The sequence below is a fragment of the Rhizobium sp. CCGE531 genome (genome assembly GCF_003627795.1).
GTDB lineage: Bacteria > Pseudomonadota > Alphaproteobacteria > Rhizobiales > Rhizobiaceae > Rhizobium.
In genome coordinates this window covers 2,799,436-2,815,808 of the sequence record NZ_CP032684.1, presented here as the reverse complement: position 1 = coordinate 2,815,808, position 16,373 = coordinate 2,799,436, and the positions used below count along the sequence as shown (strand labels likewise).

General features: G+C 60.4%; 16 protein-coding genes. 7 read left to right on the top strand and 9 right to left on the bottom strand.

Annotation, left to right across the window (positions count from 1 at the left end):
• Positions 1 to 42 precede the first annotated feature (42 nt).
• From CCGE531_RS13740 to CCGE531_RS13720, 5 genes are all read right to left on the bottom strand, one after another.
• Positions 43 to 1,182 carry an alpha-hydroxy acid oxidase gene (locus tag CCGE531_RS13740; RefSeq protein ID WP_120664659.1) on the bottom strand — a complete coding sequence of 380 codons (1,140 nt, stop codon included), beginning with the start codon at positions 1,180 to 1,182 and terminating at the stop codon, positions 43 to 45.
• Positions 1,183 to 1,350: 168 nt separating this feature from the next.
• Complete coding sequence (locus CCGE531_RS13735) at positions 1,351 to 1,782, bottom strand: DUF1508 domain-containing protein (RefSeq protein ID WP_120664658.1); 432 nt, start codon at positions 1,780 to 1,782, stop codon at positions 1,351 to 1,353.
• Positions 1,775 to 2,095, bottom strand: coding sequence for a type II toxin-antitoxin system HigB family toxin (locus tag CCGE531_RS13730; protein ID WP_120664657.1), 321 nt, complete (start codon positions 2,093 to 2,095; stop codon positions 1,775 to 1,777). The genes CCGE531_RS13735 and CCGE531_RS13730 overlap by 8 nt, the downstream gene beginning before the upstream one ends.
• Positions 2,096 to 2,126: 31 nt before the next feature.
• The gene (gene guaD, locus CCGE531_RS13725) at positions 2,127 to 3,434 is read right to left on the bottom strand and encodes a guanine deaminase (protein WP_120664656.1); all 1,308 of its coding nucleotides are present in this window, start codon (positions 3,432 to 3,434) and stop codon (positions 2,127 to 2,129) included.
• A complete protein-coding gene (locus CCGE531_RS13720) occupies positions 3,431 to 4,669 on the bottom strand; it encodes a urate hydroxylase PuuD (protein WP_120664655.1) in 1,239 nt (412 codons plus the stop codon). Before CCGE531_RS13720 ends, guaD begins: the two co-directional genes overlap by 4 nt.
• 214 nt (positions 4,670 to 4,883) lie before the next feature.
• On the opposite strand from CCGE531_RS13720, the gene CCGE531_RS13715 reads away from it, so the two are divergent.
• On the top strand, positions 4,884 to 5,216 hold the full coding sequence (locus CCGE531_RS13715) for a hypothetical protein (protein ID WP_120664654.1): 333 nt from the start codon (positions 4,884 to 4,886) through the stop codon (positions 5,214 to 5,216).
• 3 nt (positions 5,217 to 5,219) lie between these two features.
• Here CCGE531_RS13715 and CCGE531_RS13710 read toward each other — a convergent pair whose 3' ends face one another.
• Positions 5,220 to 6,116, bottom strand: a complete 897-nt coding sequence (locus tag CCGE531_RS13710) for a LysR substrate-binding domain-containing protein (RefSeq protein ID WP_120664653.1) — start codon at positions 6,114 to 6,116, stop codon at positions 5,220 to 5,222.
• Between the two features lie 102 nt (positions 6,117 to 6,218).
• Between CCGE531_RS13710 and CCGE531_RS13705 the strand changes: the two genes are divergently transcribed.
• Positions 6,219 to 6,422: a hypothetical protein gene (locus CCGE531_RS13705; RefSeq protein WP_120664652.1), complete on the top strand. Its 204-nt coding sequence runs from the start codon at positions 6,219 to 6,221 to the stop codon at positions 6,420 to 6,422.
• Positions 6,423 to 6,738: 316 nt separating this feature from the next.
• On the opposite strand, the gene xdhB is transcribed toward CCGE531_RS13705, so the two are convergent.
• The 3 genes from xdhB to CCGE531_RS13690 all read right to left on the bottom strand — a co-directional run bounded on the left by xdhB (position 6,739) and on the right by CCGE531_RS13690 (position 11,650).
• Entirely contained in the window at positions 6,739 to 9,078 is a 2,340-nt protein-coding gene (xdhB, locus tag CCGE531_RS13700) for a xanthine dehydrogenase molybdopterin binding subunit (RefSeq protein WP_120664651.1), read from the bottom strand.
• A 260-nt stretch (positions 9,079 to 9,338) separates the two neighbouring features.
• Entirely contained in the window at positions 9,339 to 10,805 is a 1,467-nt protein-coding gene (gene xdhA, locus CCGE531_RS13695) for a xanthine dehydrogenase small subunit (protein ID WP_120664650.1), read from the bottom strand.
• Positions 10,806 to 10,873: 68 nt separating this feature from the next.
• Entirely contained in the window at positions 10,874 to 11,650 is a 777-nt protein-coding gene (locus tag CCGE531_RS13690) for a 3-hydroxybutyrate dehydrogenase (RefSeq protein ID WP_120666826.1), read from the bottom strand.
• Between the two features lie 234 nt (positions 11,651 to 11,884).
• On the opposite strand from CCGE531_RS13690, the gene glpK reads away from it, so the two are divergent.
• The 5 genes from glpK to CCGE531_RS13665 all read left to right on the top strand — a co-directional run bounded on the left by glpK (position 11,885) and on the right by CCGE531_RS13665 (position 16,359).
• Positions 11,885 to 13,387: a glycerol kinase GlpK gene (gene glpK, locus CCGE531_RS13685; RefSeq protein ID WP_120664649.1), complete on the top strand. Its 1,503-nt coding sequence runs from the start codon at positions 11,885 to 11,887 to the stop codon at positions 13,385 to 13,387.
• A gap of 178 nt (positions 13,388 to 13,565) precedes the next feature.
• A complete protein-coding gene (locus CCGE531_RS13680) occupies positions 13,566 to 14,375 on the top strand; it encodes a membrane-anchored protein (RefSeq protein ID WP_120664648.1) in 810 nt (269 codons plus the stop codon).
• Between the two features lie 71 nt (positions 14,376 to 14,446).
• Complete coding sequence (locus CCGE531_RS13675) at positions 14,447 to 14,650, top strand: hypothetical protein (protein ID WP_281024455.1); 204 nt, start codon at positions 14,447 to 14,449, stop codon at positions 14,648 to 14,650.
• Positions 14,651 to 14,731: 81 nt separating this feature from the next.
• Positions 14,732 to 15,106, top strand: a complete 375-nt coding sequence (locus CCGE531_RS13670) for a YciI family protein (protein WP_120664647.1) — start codon at positions 14,732 to 14,734, stop codon at positions 15,104 to 15,106.
• Positions 15,103 to 16,359, top strand: coding sequence for an RNA polymerase sigma factor (locus CCGE531_RS13665; RefSeq protein WP_120664646.1), 1,257 nt, complete (start codon positions 15,103 to 15,105; stop codon positions 16,357 to 16,359). The genes CCGE531_RS13670 and CCGE531_RS13665 overlap by 4 nt, the downstream gene beginning before the upstream one ends.
• Positions 16,360 to 16,373 lie beyond the last annotated feature (14 nt).

Sequence of the window (16,373 nt, the reverse complement as noted above, 5' to 3'; positions counted from 1 at the left end):
GGATTCAGATTTTAGGTCGGTTCGACCTAAAATCATCCGGCTCTAGAGGTCGGCGATAATAGTCCGATCCACTGCCTTGATATCGCGCTTGCCGCAGAGCGCCATGGAGATATCCAGTTCCTTGCGGATGATCTCAAGCGCGAGCGTGACGCCCTCCTTGCCCATGGCGCCTAGACCGTAGAGGAAAGGGCGGCCGATGAAGGTGCCCTTGGCGCCGAGCGCGACGGCCTTGAGCACATCCTGGCCTGAGCGGATACCGCCATCCATATGCACCTCGATCTTATCGCCGACGGCATCGACGATCCGCGGCAGCATGCTGATTGAGGAGTGGGCGCCGTCGAGCTGCCGGCCGCCATGGTTGGAGACGATGATGGCGTTGGCGCCGGTATCGACGGCCGCCTTCGCATCCTCGACGTCGAGAATGCCCTTGATGATCAGCGGGCCGCCCCATTGCTCCTTGATCCAGGCGACATCGCTCCAGGAAAGCTTGGGGTCGAACTGCGAATGCGTCCAGTGCGATAGTGTCGTCATGTCGGAAACATCCTTGGCATGACCGATGACGTTGCCGAAGGAACGACGCTTCGTCTTCAGCATGCCCATACACCAACCTGGCCGCGTCGCCATCTGCCAGAGATTTTTCACGGTCATTTTCGGCGGTGCCGACAATCCGTTGCGGATGTCGTTATGGCGCTGGCCGAGGACCTGCAGGTCGGCCGTCAGCACCAGCGCGGAGCATTTCGCCGCCTTGGCGCGATGGATCAGGTTCAGGACGAAATCGCGATCCTTCATCACGTAGAGCTGGAACCAGAAGGGCTGCTTCGTGACCGACGCGATATCCTCGATCGAGCAGATGCTCATCGTCGAGAGCGTGAAGGGAATGCCGAATTCCTCCGCCGCACGCGCCGCCAGCATCTCGCCATCGGCGTGCTGCATGCCGGTAAGGCCGGTCGGCGCCAGCGCCACAGGCATGGAGGCCTTCTGGCCGACCATGATGGTCGCCAGCGACCGGTCGGACATGTCGACGAGAACGCGCTGACGCAGCTTGATCCTGGCGAAATCCGCCTCGTTCGCCTCATAGGTCGATTCCGTCCACGAACCGGAATCCGCATATTGAAAGAACATTTTCGGCACGCGCCGCCGAGCAAGCGTCTTCAGTTCAGCGATGGTAAGCGGCGCGGTCATGGGGACTGCTTCCTAGGTAAGCATTTAATGCTAAAGCCTAACTACGAGCGTATTGCATATAGTTGCTACTAAGAGAAATTCTGTAAGACAAAGCATCGGCGAGAGCATCACAAGTATCCACGTGAGTTTAATTGCCCATACAATGCCGAGAGTTGGAAAGAATCTTAGCTACGCTGCGATGACTTGGATTTCTGATTTTGTGGTTGAGAAAATTGACTTAAGGCGTTTGATCGTATGGACGACGCTGCTCTTGGAACGATAGGCTTCTGATATCAGCATGATCTCTCCTGCCGGAGATACCAGGCGGAAAAAGAACAAGCCTGCACGATCTTGATAAATCTGAAAGACGTAATTTTTTTCGATATTCTGTGGAATTTTGGTGGCGCGATCCCGTTCTTGTTCGGCCCGAAATTTCGTTATCGCTTCAGCGTTTGGCATGTCCATGGGGTATCGAATAGTCTCGTAGGCGTCGAGTAAGGTTGCAAGTTCGTCCAGACGGTCTCCTTCGGGAGTTCCGCGCCGAGCTCCCCATAGCTTTGAAAGTTGCTCCAAAGCCTCCTCATACTCTTTGTCCGAATGGATAGCCTTTGTTCTATTCATATCTCACCTTTGACACATCGATCCGATCATAGTCTCGGTGCGTGCCCACCCATTTTATCCAAACGATAGATTTTTCATAGTCAACCGCGACAACAAGCCTATAGCCGTTACCCTTGATGTTAAAGACGACACGCTCTGCATTTATTATACTGGCGGAGGCATACAGCCGTTTTATGTCCGATGCATTGTTCCAGGCTGCTTTGCTAACTTCTGCAAACCAGCTATCGATGGCTACCTTGACGGCATCATAGTCTCGATGCCCGGCTAAACTCTCGATAAATTCTTTTAGCGTTCGGCGTGAGATAATTCGCATCGTCGCGCGATACCATTTTGAGTGATTTTGTTCAACCTGGAGCTGATTTCATCGACTTTCCGGCGACGTAGGTTTCGACGACGGCGCGGTCGTCGCCCATGGTCTGCAGAAGGAACAGCTCTTCGGTGAGGCTCTTCGTCACCTCCATCTTCAGCGCCATGGCCGGCGTCGCGGCGGCGTTGAGGACGATGAGGTCGGCTTCGGTGCCGGGATCGAGCGTGCCGATCTTGTCGGCAAGCGACAGGGCCTCTGCATTGCCGCGCGTCATGTAGTAATAGCTTTCCAGCGGATTCAGGCGCTCGCCGAGGAGCTGCTGGATCTTGTAGGCCTCGTCCATGGTGCGCAGCATGGAATAGCTGGAGCCGCCGCCGATATCGGTGGCAACGCCGATGCGGACGGGCTTTTCGCGCCGAGCCAGCGCCTTCAGCGGGAAGAGGCCGGAGCCGAGAAACAGGTTCGAGGTCGGGCAATGCACGGCGACGGCGCCTGCCTCGCTCATGGCGTCGGCTTCGCGCTCGGAAAGATGGATTGCGTGGCCGAACAGGCTTTTAGGGCCAAGCAGCCCGTATTGCGCATAGATATCGGTATAGTCGATCGCGTCCGGATAGAGCTCGCAGGTGAACTTGATCTCGTCGTGGTTCTCGGAAAGATGCGTCTGAATATGCAGATCCGGGAACTCGCGGGCGAGGGTCGCGGTCGCCTCCATCTGTGCCGGCGTCGAGGTGATGGCGAAGCGCGGCGTGATGGCGACGTGGTTGCGGCCCTTGCCATGCCAGTCTGATATCACCTGGCGGGTCTCGTCGTAACCCATCTCGGGCGTGTCGAGCAGGCCCTGCGGCGCGTTGCGGTCCATCATCACCTTGCCGCCGACCATGCGCATGTTGCGGCGCATGGCCTCGGCGAAATAGGCGTCGGCCGAGGTCTTGTGCACCGAGCAGTAGGCGACGGCCGTCGTCGTGCCGTGGCGGATCATCTCGTCGTAGAAATGGGTGGCGATACGCTGCGCATGCGCGCTTTCGACGAAGCGGCATTCCTCGGGGAAAGTATAGGTATTCAGCCATTCCAGGAGGTTGGCGGCATAGGAGGCGATCACCTGCATCTGCGGGAAATGCAGGTGCATGTCGATGAAACCCGGCAGGATCAGGTGCGGACGGTGGTCGATTTCGGTGACGCCGTCCGGCGCCTGCGCCTTGATATCGGCAAATGGGCCGGTGGCGAGGATTATGCCGTTCTCGACCAGCAGGCCGCCGTCGCTTTCGTAAGCGTAGCTGTCCGTGTCGTCGAGGCTTTGCGGCAGGCGCTTGAAGGAAAGCAGGCGGCCGCGCAGAAGGCTAGTCATTGGCTTTTTTCTCCGATGGAGCTTTCGAACCAGGCAACCAGCAGCTTGCGTTCCTCCGGCGTGACGTCGGTGACGTTGCCGGGCGGCATGGCGTGGCTGCGGCCGGCCTGGATATAGATCTCCCGGGCATGCATAGCGATTTCCGCGTCATTTTCCAGCGTTACGCCTTTCGGCGCGCGCACAATCCCCTCATAGACGGGTTCGGCCGCATGACACATGGAACAGCGCGTCGACACCATCTGCTTGACGGCAGGGAAATGCGCATCGGACGCGAATTGCTGGAAGGCCGGGGAGACCGCATTGGCATCCTTCTCGCCGGTCAACACCTTCGGAACCGTCGAAAGCCACATGATGACGATGAAGAGGACGACGGTGACGATCCAGGTCCAGGTCGGGCGGCCCTTGCGGGCATGCGTGGTGTTGAACCAGTGGCGGATGGTGACGCCCATCAGGAACACCAGCGCCGCGATCACCCAATTATAGGCCGTGCCGAAGGCCAGCGGATAATGGTTGGACAGCATGAAGAAGATGACGGGCAGCGTCAGATAGTTGTTGTGCAGCGAGCGCTGCTTGGCGATGCGGCCATATTTCGGGTCGGGCGTGCGGCCGGCGATGAGGTCGGCCACGACGATCTTCTGATTGGGAATGATGATCATGAAGACGTTGGCCGACATGATCGTTGCGGTGAAGGCGCCGAGGTGCAGGAAGGCGGCGCGGCCGGTGAAGAGATTTGTATAGCCCCAGGCCATGAAGACCAGGACGGCATAGAGCACGACCATCAGGCCCCAGCTATTGTTGCCGAGCGGCGATTTGCAGAGCAGATCGTAGACGATCCAGCCGCCGGCAAGCGAAGCCAGCGAAATCAGGATCGCGACGGGGACGCTGACATCAAGCACATGCCGGTCGATGAGGAAGAGGTTGGCGCCGCCATAATAGACGATGCACATCATCAGGAAGCCGGAAAGCCAGGTGAAATAGCTCTCATATTTGAACCAGGTCAGATGTTCCGGCATCTGCGCGGGGGCGACGAGATATTTCTGAATATGATAAAAGCCGCCGCCGTGAACCTGCCATTCCTCGCCATAGGCGCCGGGCGGAAGATGCGGGCGCTTCACCAGCCCGAGATCGAGCGCGATGAAGTAGAAGGACGAACCGATCCAGGCAATGGCGGTTATGACGTGGAACCAGCGGGCAGCGAAGGCCAGCCATTCCCACGCTATGGCGTATTCATACATTCAGGTCCCCTTTTCTTCCTCCGACTCGACACCTTGCAGAATGTTGAGAGCGTATGGAAGAGGGGGCGTTTGATGTGCGGGCAAAAAGCCGCGGCCTTGTCTAGCGCCCAGGGCGCATTAGATCAGATTACGACGGTTTTTATTAAAACGCTCTCGGCTGCTTGGAGCGGGCCGTGTCCGCGGCAGCCGTCTATTTTTCGACGGAGAATTGCCCATGCGTGGTATTCTGGCGTTCGTATTTTTTCTCTTCGCAGCCGCCGCCCTGGCGCATGACGCGCCCTCCGGCTGGTCCTACGATCCTTATTGCTGCAATGGCGACAGCAAGACAGGTGATTGCGAGATGATCCCCTCGCGCACCGTCACCATCGTGCCCGGCGGCTATCGAGTGACGCTCAACCCTGGCGACCATCGCTACATAACGCACGCGCATATCTTTAATCTGCCGCAGGGCAAGACGATGCGCTCCCCGGATGGAGCCTATCACCTTTGCCTGTTTCCGGATGAGAATACGCCGCGCTGTTTCTATGCGCCCGATATGTCCGATTGAGCGTTATTCCAGCGGCATGCCGAATTCGCAGAGGATCCAATCCCTGAAGGCGCGGATGCGCGGCGTATGACGCCTGTTCTCCGGATAGGCGATCCAATAATCCGAGCCATCGGTCGAAAGAAGATCGAAGGGCTGGATCAGCCGGCCGGAGGCCAAATCATCCGCATAGAATTCGGGGGTCAGCACGGCGACACCCTGGCCGGCTATGGCGGCGCTTGCTTCGAAGGATTGTGCGCCAAGCCGGCTGCGCGGTCTGCCCTGTAGGCCGGGATCCGGTACGCCTGCCTCCTGGAACCATTGGACCCACCATGGATCGCCGGCATCGATGATGCGCAGTTTCAGAAGGTCGGCCGGTTCGTGCACGCCGCCGATCGTCGCTGCCAGGGCCGGGCTCAGCATGGGCGTGAAATGCATCTTCATCAGCATGTGCGCGCGCAAGCCAGGCCATGTTCCGCGCCCGGCGCGGATGGCGATGTCGGACGGCTCCCGGGCGAAGTCGATGATCGAGCCCGAGGTGGCGAGGCGAACGGCGATCTTGGGGTGCTTGAGCTGGAACGTACCGATATGGCGTGCCAGCCATTGGGACGCGAAGGTGGGAGTAGAATGGATATGGAGCGTTGTCTCGGCGTCGCCGCTGATGGAGGCCATGGCATCCTGCAGCATGGCAAAGGCTTCCGCGACTTTCGGCGCGAGCTGCTCCCCGGCCTCGGTCAATTGAATCTGCCGCGGGCGGCGCAGGAATAGGGGTTCGCCCGTCGTCTCCTCAAGCAACTTGATTTGATAGCTGACGGCCGTCTGCGTCATGCCGAGCTCTTCGCCGGCGCGGGTGAAGCTGCCGAGCCGGGCCGCGGCTTCGAAGACGCGCAGGGCATTCAGCGGGAACCGCTTCGATAGCTTCATGGATAAGTTCTCTTTATGTCTATAGATGATAGTTCGATTGGAATTTCAGCATTTTTCGCGCCAAACTGCAACTCATATCGCTGATTTAACTGAGGTGTTGTCATGGATTGCTATGTCGTGGAGCAGATGGAAGCAGCCAGGCCTACGGTTCTGGCACGTCTTCTGGAATCGTTGACGCAGGTTTTCGCCAGGCATGCGGAGCCGTCGCCGCATCTCGATCTCGATGAGATGCCGGACCGCTTAAAACGTGACCTTGGATTTATCGATGGGCGCGAGCCGCGTTATGACGATAGGCGGTTGCTGTAGTGGGCAAAGCTGTCATGGCGGTGACGACTTCCGGGAGCTTGTACATGTTGAGGACACATACCCCCCTCTGTCACTGTCGTGACATCTCCCCCACAAAGGGGGAGATTGGTAACCCGTCATTTCCACTGGCACCAAATGGACTGAGTACTCGTGGAAACAATATTGCGATGTTCTGTTAGGCGGCGGGAGAAACTCCCAACGATCTCCCCTCTTGTGGGGGAGATGTCACGAAGTGACAGAGGGGGTATGCCGCTGCAACCACGATTTTCCATTGAGACTTCCAACTATCTGCATGCCACCCTTTGCACAGCAGACTTCACATCCCCTTCAGCCGCTCGACCGCCATCAGCACCCGCTCCGGCGTTGCCGGCGTATCGAGGCGTGGGCAGATGCGATAATCCGCGACGCTGGCGACCGCCATCGACAATGCTTCGAGCACGGATATGCTGAGCATGAAGGGCGGCTCGCCGACGGCCTTCGAGCGGCCGATGGTGGCTTCCGTATTTTCCGACCATTCGGCAAGACGAACGTTGAAGATCTTCGGCCGGTCGGAGGCAAGCGGGATCTTGTAGGTGGACGGCGCATGAGTGCGCAGCCGTCCCTTGGCATCCCACCAGAGTTCCTCGGTCGTCAGCCAGCCCATGCCTTGCACGAAGGCGCCCTCGACCTGGCCGATGTCGATCGCGGGGTTGAGGGAGCGGCCGACATCCTGGAGGATGTCGGTGCGGTCGATCAGATACTCGCCGGTCAGCATGTCGATCGACACTTCCGAGCAGGCGGCACCATAGGAGAAGTAGTAGAAGGGGGTGCCGCGGCCGGCCTTGCGGTCCCAATGGATCTTCGGCGTCTTGTAGAAACCGGCGGCCGAAAGCTGGACGCGGGCGAAATAGGCCTGTTTGACGAAATCCTGGAAGGGAATTTCCTCTTCGCCGACGCGCACGCGGTTGGGCAGGAACTGCACTTCCTCGGCGCCCACGCCCCATTTCTCCGCCGCGAAGGTGACGAGCCGCTCCTTGATCTGCCGCGCGGCATCATAGGCTGCCATGCCGTTCAGGTCGGAGCCGGAAGACGCAGCCGTTGCCGAGGTGTTCGGTACCTTGCCTGTTGTCGTCGCGGTGATCTTTACCCGGTCGATATCGACCTGGAAACTGTCGGCCAGAACCTGCGCCACCTTCGTATAGAGGCCTTGGCCCATTTCGGTGCCGCCATGGTTCAGGTGGATGGAGCCATCCTGATAGATATGCACCAGCGCGCCGGCCTGGTTGAATGCGGTCATGGTGAAGGAGATGCCGAATTTCACCGGCGTCAGCGCGATCCCCTTGCGGATGAAGCGGCTGGAGCGATTGAACTCGATGATGGCGTTGCGGCGGGCCTGGTAATCGGACGTCTGTTCCAGCTCGACGACGACGCGGTCGATGATGTTGTCGGTGACCTCCTGATGATAGGGGGTCAACGTCCGGCCGGAGCCCGGCTGGCCATAGAAATTGGCCCGGCGAACCTCCAGCGGATCCTTGCCGAGCGCATAGGCGATCTCCTCGATCATGCGTTCGCCGCCGACCATGCCTTGCGGGCCGCCAAAGCCGCGGAAGGCGGTGTTGGAGACGGTATGCGTCTTCAGCGGTTTTGAGACCAGATGCACATGCGGATAGAAATAGCTCGAATCCGCATGGAAGAGCGCGCGATCGGTGACCGGGCCGGAAAGATCCGAGGAGAAGCCGCAGCGGGCGGCATAGGTGGCATCGACGGCATGGATGCGGCCTTCGTCGTCGAAGCCGACTTCGTAATCCACCAGGAAGTCGTGGCGCTTGCCCGTGGCGCTCATATCCTCGTCGCGGTCGGGCCGGAATTTCACCGCGCGGCCAAGCTTCTTGGCGGCGATGGCGGCGAGCGCCGCGAACTGGTTGCCCTGCGTTTCCTTGCCGCCAAAGCCGCCGCCCATGCGGCGCACATTGACTGTCACGGCGTTGGACGGAATGCCGAGGACATGGCCGACGATATGCTGGATTTCGCTCGGATGCTGGGTGGACGACCAGACGGCGACTTCATCGTCCTCGCCGGGGATCGCCACGGCGATATGGCTTTCGAGATAGAAATGCTCCTGGCCGCCGATGCGCATCTGCGCCTTGATGCGGTGCTTCGCGTTGGCCATCTCGGTTTCCGGCTCGCCGCGCTTCAGGGTCATCGGCTCGTAGACAAGCAGTGCGCCGTTGGCGAGCGCGCCGTCGATATCGCTCCAATGCGGCAGATCGCGATAGTCGATCTTGGCGAGGCGCGCAGCACGCCGGGCGGCATCGCGGGTCTCGGCGACGACAGCGAAGATCGGCTGGCCGTGAAACTCGACCTTGGTCTCGGCAAGCAGCGGTTCGTCATGCATGCCGTTGGAACTGGTGTCGTTGACGCCGGGGATATCGGCGCCGGTGAAGACCCAGACGACGCCGGGATAAGCTTTGACATCTGTGAGATCGATGCCGGCGATCTCGGCATGGGCGCGGTCGGAAAGGCCGAGCGCGCCATGCAGCAAGCCAGCGGGCTCGGGAATATCGTCGATGTAATCGGCGGCTCCGGTCACATGTTTGTGCGCGGAGTCATGGCGTAGCGAGCCATGCATCGAGCCGTTGATGACGACCTTGGGTTCTTCGAAGGTGGATTTGTCCATGGCTCAGGCCTCCGCGGTTTTCCTTCTCCCCAGCGGGGAGAAGGTGGCCGACGGGCCGGATGAGGGGGATGCATCGCGAAGCGATGCAGATGCTGAGCCTAGATGCAGGACAGTTTGGTATCTGCCACGCCACCCCCTCATCCGCCCTTCGGGCACCTTCTCCCCGAGGGGAGAAGGTGGAGGGAACCGGCTGCCGTCGTCCGGCGAAAGGCACCGTGCCGTGCCTAAGAAATACGGTCGAATAAACCCGAAATCCGTCATCATGCCAGCACCTCGAAACGCTTCAGCTCCTGCGGCGCGCCTGATGTCTCCAGGTAGAAGCGGAGGAGAAGATTCTTGGCGGTGAGCTGGCGATATTCGGCCGAGGCGCGCCAATCGGTCAGCGGCGTGTAGTCGCTGTCGAAGGCATCGCGTGCGGCTGTCACCGTCGCCTCCGTCCAGGGCTTGCCGAGCAATTCCGTCTCGACGGTGCGGGCGCGTTTCGGCGTGCCGGCCATGCCGCCGAAGGCGATGCGGATATCGTCGACATTGCCGGCGGCATCCAAGGTCAGATGGAAGGCGCCGCAGGCGGCTAAAATATCCTCGTCGCGGCGCTTGGAGATCTTGTAAACGGCGAAATGCGCATCATCGGCTGGGTAGGGCACGAAGATGCTCTCGACGAACTCGCCGGGATTGCGGTCCTGCTTGCCGTAATCGATGAAGAAATCCTCCAGCGGCAGGCTGCGCGTGCCCGCCGCCGAGCGCAGCCTGACCGTTGCGCCGAGCGCGATCAATGGCGGCGGCATGTCGCCGATCGGCGAGCCGTTGGCGATATTGCCGCCGATAGTGCCCATGTTGCGCACCTGCTCGCCGCCGATGCGGTTGATGAGATTGGTAAAGGCCGGGATCTTTTCACTGATCACAGCAAAGGCGCGGCTATAGGTGACGCCGGCGCCGATGCTCAGCCCCTCATCTTCGATTGATATCTTCTGCAGATCGGTCAGGTGGTTGATGAAGACGACCGGATTGAGCTGGCGCATCTGCTTGGTGACCCAGAGGCCGACATCGGTCGAGCCGGCGACGACGGTTGCCGTCGGTTCATCGGCAAGCACCTGTGCCAGTGCCGCGACGGAACCGGGCACGATAAGGCGATCCTCGCCCTCGGCAATCTCGATGGTATCACCGCCCTGCATCGCCCAGAGGCGGGCGATGATATCGGCCCTCGTCTTTTCCAAGGGGTCGAAGAGCGCGCTCGGCCGCTTCTGGCTGACCTGCTCGGCCGCTTTGACGATCGGTTCGTAACCCGTGCATCGGCAGAGATTGCCCTGGAGCGACTTCTCGATCTGCGCCCGGCTCGGCTTTTCCGTCGTCAGCCACAAGCCATAGAGCGACATGACGAAGCCCGGCGTGCAGAAACCGCATTGCGAGCCATGGCAATCGACCATGGCCTGCTGCACCGGATGGAGCGTGCCGTTCCGGGCGGCCAGATGCTCGACGGTGACGACATGGGTCGCATGCAGCGAGCCGAGGAAGCGGATGCAGGCATTGACGGCTTCATAGTGAAGTCCGCCATCGATCAGGCGTCCCACAAGCACTGTGCAGGCGCCGCAGTCGCCTTCCGCGCATCCCTCTTTCGTTCCCGTCAGGCGCCGCTCGAGGCGCAGGAAATCGAGCAGCGTCTCGGTGGGGCGCAGGCTGGATAGCGTGATATCCTCGCCGTTGAGGATAAAGCGAATGCTGTCGCTCATGTCGTTCCCGTTTATTGTTTCTTGACCGGGCCGGATGCGCGCACGGATCCGGCCCTAACCGTCTATGGTTATTCCGCGGTCCAGCCACCGTCAATCGAGACATGCGTGCCGGTCACCTGGCGTGCCTCGTCGCTTGCAAGGTAGAGCGACAGGGCGCCGATCTCCTCGGCCTTGACGAATTCGTGCGTGGGCTGGGCCTTGAGGATAACTTCGTTCTTGACCTGCTCCTCGGTCATGCCTCGGGCCTTGGCCGTATCCGGAATCTGCTTTTCGACAAGCGGGGTCAGGACATAGCCGGGGCAAATGGCGTTTACCGTGACGCCGAATTCGGCAAGCTCGAGTGCCGCCGTCTTGGTCAGGCCCAATATACCATGTTTTGCCGCGACATAGGCGGATTTGAAGGGCGAGGCGACCAGGCCATGTGCCGAGGCGATGTTGATGATGCGGCCGTATTTCCTGGCCTTCATCAGCGGAATGGCGGCGCGGATGGTGTGGAAGGAGCTGGAGAGGTTGATCGCGATGATCTGGTCCCACTTCTCGATCGGGAAGTCCTCGATCTTCTCGACATGCTGGACGCCGGCATTGTTGACGAGGACATCGACGCTGCCGAAGGTGGAGTTGGCGGTCGCGATCAGATCGGCGATCTCGGCGGGCTTCGTCATGTCGGCCGGATGATAGATCACTTTGCCGCCGCCGGAGGCTTCGAGCTTGGTCTTGATCGCGTCGATTTCCTCGGGCTTTCCGAAGCCGTTGATGACGACGTCATCGCCCTTGGCGGCGAAGGCGGTCGCGATGGCGAGGCCGATACCGCTCGTGGAACCGGTGACGACAACTGTTCTTGCCATGATCTTCTCCTTGGACAGCGCAGCTTCCTGCTGCAATGCAAAACGGACTGAGCCTAGTCCCAAACAGGCGGACATGGCAATCGCATTGCTGCCAGTCTCCTTTGCGGCACCTTGATCCACGATGCCCTGAACAGGAAAGCGCATCCTTCAGCGAAAAATTTCGTTTTGCTTTCTTTTCACATTCGTTTTGCTCGCGTATCTGTTGTTTCGGGATGCAATAGGCGGGAGGAACGCATGAGCGGTTATGTCTTGGCGATCGATCAGGGGACGACGTCGACGCGGGCTATCGTTTTCGACGGCAAGATGAAGGTTGCCGGTGTCGGGCAAAAGGAATTCACCCAGTATTATCCGAAGCCCGGCTGGGTCGAGCACGATCCGGAAGAGATCTGGTCCTCCGTCCTCATCACCGTCCGCAAGGCGATCGAGGCCGCCGGCATTACCGCCAAGGATATTGCAGCACTCGGCATCACCAACCAGCGCGAGACCGTCGTCGTCTGGGATCGCGAGACGGGCAAGCCGATCCACAATGCCATCGTCTGGCAGGATCGCCGCACGGCGGGCTATTGCGAGAAACTGAAGCGTCAAGATCTGGAAAAGCTCTTCACCAGCCGTACCGGCCTGCTGCTCGATCCCTATTTTTCCGGCACCAAGCTCTCCTGGCTGCTGACCAATGTGAAGGGCGCCCGTGCCCGCGCCGCCAAGGGCGGCCTCTGCTTCGGCACCGTCGATACGTTCCTGATCTGGCGGCTGACCGGCGGCAAGAGCTTCCTCACCGATGCCACCAACGCCTCGCGGACGCTGATGTACAATATCGGCGCCAACGAATGGGACGAGGAGCTGCTGGATATTCTGCGCGTCCCCCCGGCGATGCTGCCTGAAGTGAAGGATTGCGCCGCCGATTTCGGCGTGACCGACACTGCGCATTTCGGCGCCCAAATCCCGATTCTTGGCGTTGCCGGCGATCAGCAGGCGGCGACGATCGGCCAGGCCTGCTTCGAGCGCGGCATGATGAAATCCACCTACGGCACCGGCTGCTTCGCGCTGCTCAATACCGGCGCGGACATGGTGCGCTCGAAGAACCGCCTGCTGACCACCATCGCCTACCGGTTGAACGGCGAGACGACCTATGCGCTTGAGGGATCGATCTTCATCGCGGGCGCCGCGGTGCAGTGGCTGCGCGATGGGCTGAAAGCGATCAAGCGCGCTTCCGATTCCGGCGAGCTGGCCGCAAAGGCCGATCCGCTGCAGGAGGTTTATCTCGTGCCGGCCTTCACCGGCCTTGGCGCACCTTATTGGGATCCGGATGCACGCGGCGCGATCTTCGGGCTCACGCGCAATACCGGACCTGAGGAAATCGTCCGGGCGGCGCTGGAGGCCGTCTGCTATCAGTCGCGCGACCTTCTGGATGCGATGCACAGGGATTGGCGCAACGGCAACGGGCAGCACACGGTTCTGCGCGTCGATGGCGGCATGGTCGCTTCCGACTGGACGATGCAGCGGCTTGCCGATCTGCTGGATGCGCCGGTCGACCGGCCCACGATTCTCGAAACGACCGCCCTTGGTGCCGCCTGGCTTGCTGGCAGCCGCGCCGGTGTCTGGCCGGATCGCGCCGGCTTTGCGCAAGCCTGGGCGCGAGACAAGCGATTCGAGCCTGACATGGACGCCAAGACCCGGAATGCGAAGCTTAAAGGTTGGAAGAATGCGGTCTCTCGTACCTTGAGCACACGGCAGGGGTGATCGGCACTTATCGGCCGCTCACCCTAGGTTATATCGTGTAAGATTTCTTTATTTTGCTTATATAAGAGCGTGCAGCGATACTCGCCTTATTCGCGGTTCGGGGAGGGATTCCGGGCCGCATTCGCCGGATAGAGCCCTTCAGGGACCGGCGCCTTCTTGGGAGACGATGAAGCGAATAATGGCCGCTCAATTTACCGAACTGAAGAAGCATATCTACAGGCAGATCAAGTATCATCTGACCAGGCCGAAGCCGCCTATCCTGGCGAAGCGGTTCGATGGGCCTGTTCTCGTCGTCGGCTCGGCGCCGGTCTCGCACAAGCCGGCGGATTTCGACGAGAGCTTCAAGGTCATCACCATCAACGGATCGCAGACGGTGACGAAGGGCTGGGGGATCGAGGCGCCCGATGTGACGCTCGTTCAGTTCAACCAGATCGAAGGCACCAACACCAATGCCATCGAGGTGCGCCGCGTTCTGAACGGCGAGCGGACGAAGATGCTCTATGTACTGCTGTGGCGGAAAGAGCTTCAGCGGCTGGAAGACGGGCTGAAGTCGTTCAACTACAACTACGAGAGGCTTGAAATCGTCGATCGCTACAAGCGCATGGCGCTGCTGGACCGGGTCGGTGGGGTCAAGTGCAGCGAGCTCGGCGCCGACGACAAATGCTCCAACGGCATCAACGCCGTCCTATTCGCGCTCTATAACGGCGCAACCGAAGTCATCATCACCGGCATCAACCCCGATTCCGGCGGGCATGTCTACAACACGGAAAACCTGGTCCGACTGCACGTGCGCAAGGACCGCGAGGTTCTCGAACGGCTTGTCGAACAGGGCTATCCGGTGTTCACGTCGGATCCAGGCGTTTCGCAATCCGTCGGTCTGCCGCTGTGGACGGGCAAGGCGAAGGGCGGGCGAGCAGTGGAGCCCGATGCCAGGGCCAAACGGCCTACGCCGATAAACGCTGCTGTCGTCAATCCATCATTGAGCTAAAGGCTCACCAGCGGTCAGTGGCTGACGCCGATCGTTATTCCGTGCGAAGATCGCGGTAGGAATCACTCGCCATCGGCCAATTTACAGATTTCGAGTTCGATCGTCGTTATTCGGTGATCGATATCCTGCGTGAGCATCTGGCCGAGCTGAACGTGCCGGTTCTCGGCGGCTTGCCGCTTGGGCACGGCGATAGCCCGGCGAGCGTTTTCATCAGGGCCGTAGCAGAACTCGACCCGAAGGCCGGAATGTTGGTGATCTGGCGCGGCAACGTTTGACCGCCAGCTACAATATTTTTTTGACGCAGCCTGTCGGTGCAGATGATATTCCTTCGTCTTTAAAGGGAGAAGGGAATAGTCATGCTTTACGCAATCCTATGCTACAACGACGAAGATACAGTATTCGCCTGGTCGAAGGAGCAGGAGGAGGCAACCATGGCGCGGCTGATCGCCGTGCAGGAGCCGCTCAGAGAGGCCGGCAAGCTCGGCCCGGTGGCGCGACTGATGCCGACGACGGCGGCAACGACCTTGCGCAAGGGCAGGAACGAGCCGATCGTCATCGATGGCCCCTTTGCGGAAACGAAGGAGCAGTTACTCGGCTTCTATGTGGTCGATTTCGAAACCCTCGACGAAGCCATTGGTTTTTCGAAGGAACTTGCCGCGGCCAATCCCGGCGTCGGCTCCTATGAAATCCGCCCGCTTTACGTCTTCCGGCCGGGAGCGGTTGCCACATGACGGATATTGCCTGGATCGACATCGCGCTCACCAATGCCCGGCCGCAGGTGCTGGGTGCGCTGCTGCGCTATTTCCGCAATCTCGATATTGCCGAGGAGGCCTTTCAGGAGGCCTGCCTCAGGGCCTTGAAGACCTGGCCCGACAAGGGGCCGCCGCGCGATCCCATTGCCTGGCTGATCTTCGTCGGCCGCAACAGCGGCATCGATACCGTGCGCAAGCAGGCGAAATTGCAGAGCCTGCCCGACGAGGAGGCGATCTCCGATACGAGCGATGCGGAGAGCGACCTGGCCGAACGGCTCGATGGCTCCGGATATCGCGACGATATTCTCAGGCTACTGTTCATCTGCTGCCATCCGGATCTGCCTGCAACGCAGCAGATCGCCCTGGCCCTGCGCATCGTTTCCGGACTTTCGGTACAGCAGATCGCCCGCGCCTTCCTCGTCAGCGACAGCGCGATGGAGCAGCGCATTACCCGGGCGAAAGCGCGTGTCGCTGCCGCCGGCGTTGCTTTCGAGACGCCGGGTGCGGTCGAGCGTAGCGAGCGATTGGCGCTCGTCAGCGCCATGATCTATCTCATCTACAACGAAGGCTATTCCGCGGGCGGAACGCATCGCGAGGCAGCTGCCTTCGCCGACGAAGCGATCCGACTTGGGCGGCTGCTTTTGCGGATCTTTCCCTCCGAGCCGGAGACCATGGCGTTGCTGGCGCTGATGCTCTTGCAGCAATCGCGCAAGGAGGCACGTTTCGATGCGGATGGACAGATCATTCTTCTGGAAGATCAGGACCGGTCGCTTTGGGACCGGACGCTGATCGGCGAGGCGCTGGCGCTGCTCGACAAGGCGATCCGCCATCGCCAGCCCGGCCCCTATCAGGTGCAGGCCGCGATCGCGGCGCTGCATTCCAGGGCAAAGCGTGCCGTCGATACGGACTGGGAAGAGATCGACCTTCTCTATCAGATGCTGGAGAGGCTGGCGCCATCTCCGGTCGTCACGCTCAATCGTTCGGTCGCGCTTTCCAAACTGAAGGGAGCGGAGGCGGCTCTGGCGCTGATTGCGGCGCTGGAAGCGCAGCTCGACAGCTATTTCTACTTTCACGGCGTAAGGGGCGGCCTGCTTGCGCAGCTGGGCCGCTCACAGGAGGCGCGCGTCGCCTTCGACAGGGCCATCGCGCTTGCCCGCTCGCCCGCCGAGGCAGCCCATATCCGCCATCAGCTCGATCGTCTGAGCGCGGATGCTCTTGCGGTTGCAAAATAATCGGAAAATTTGCT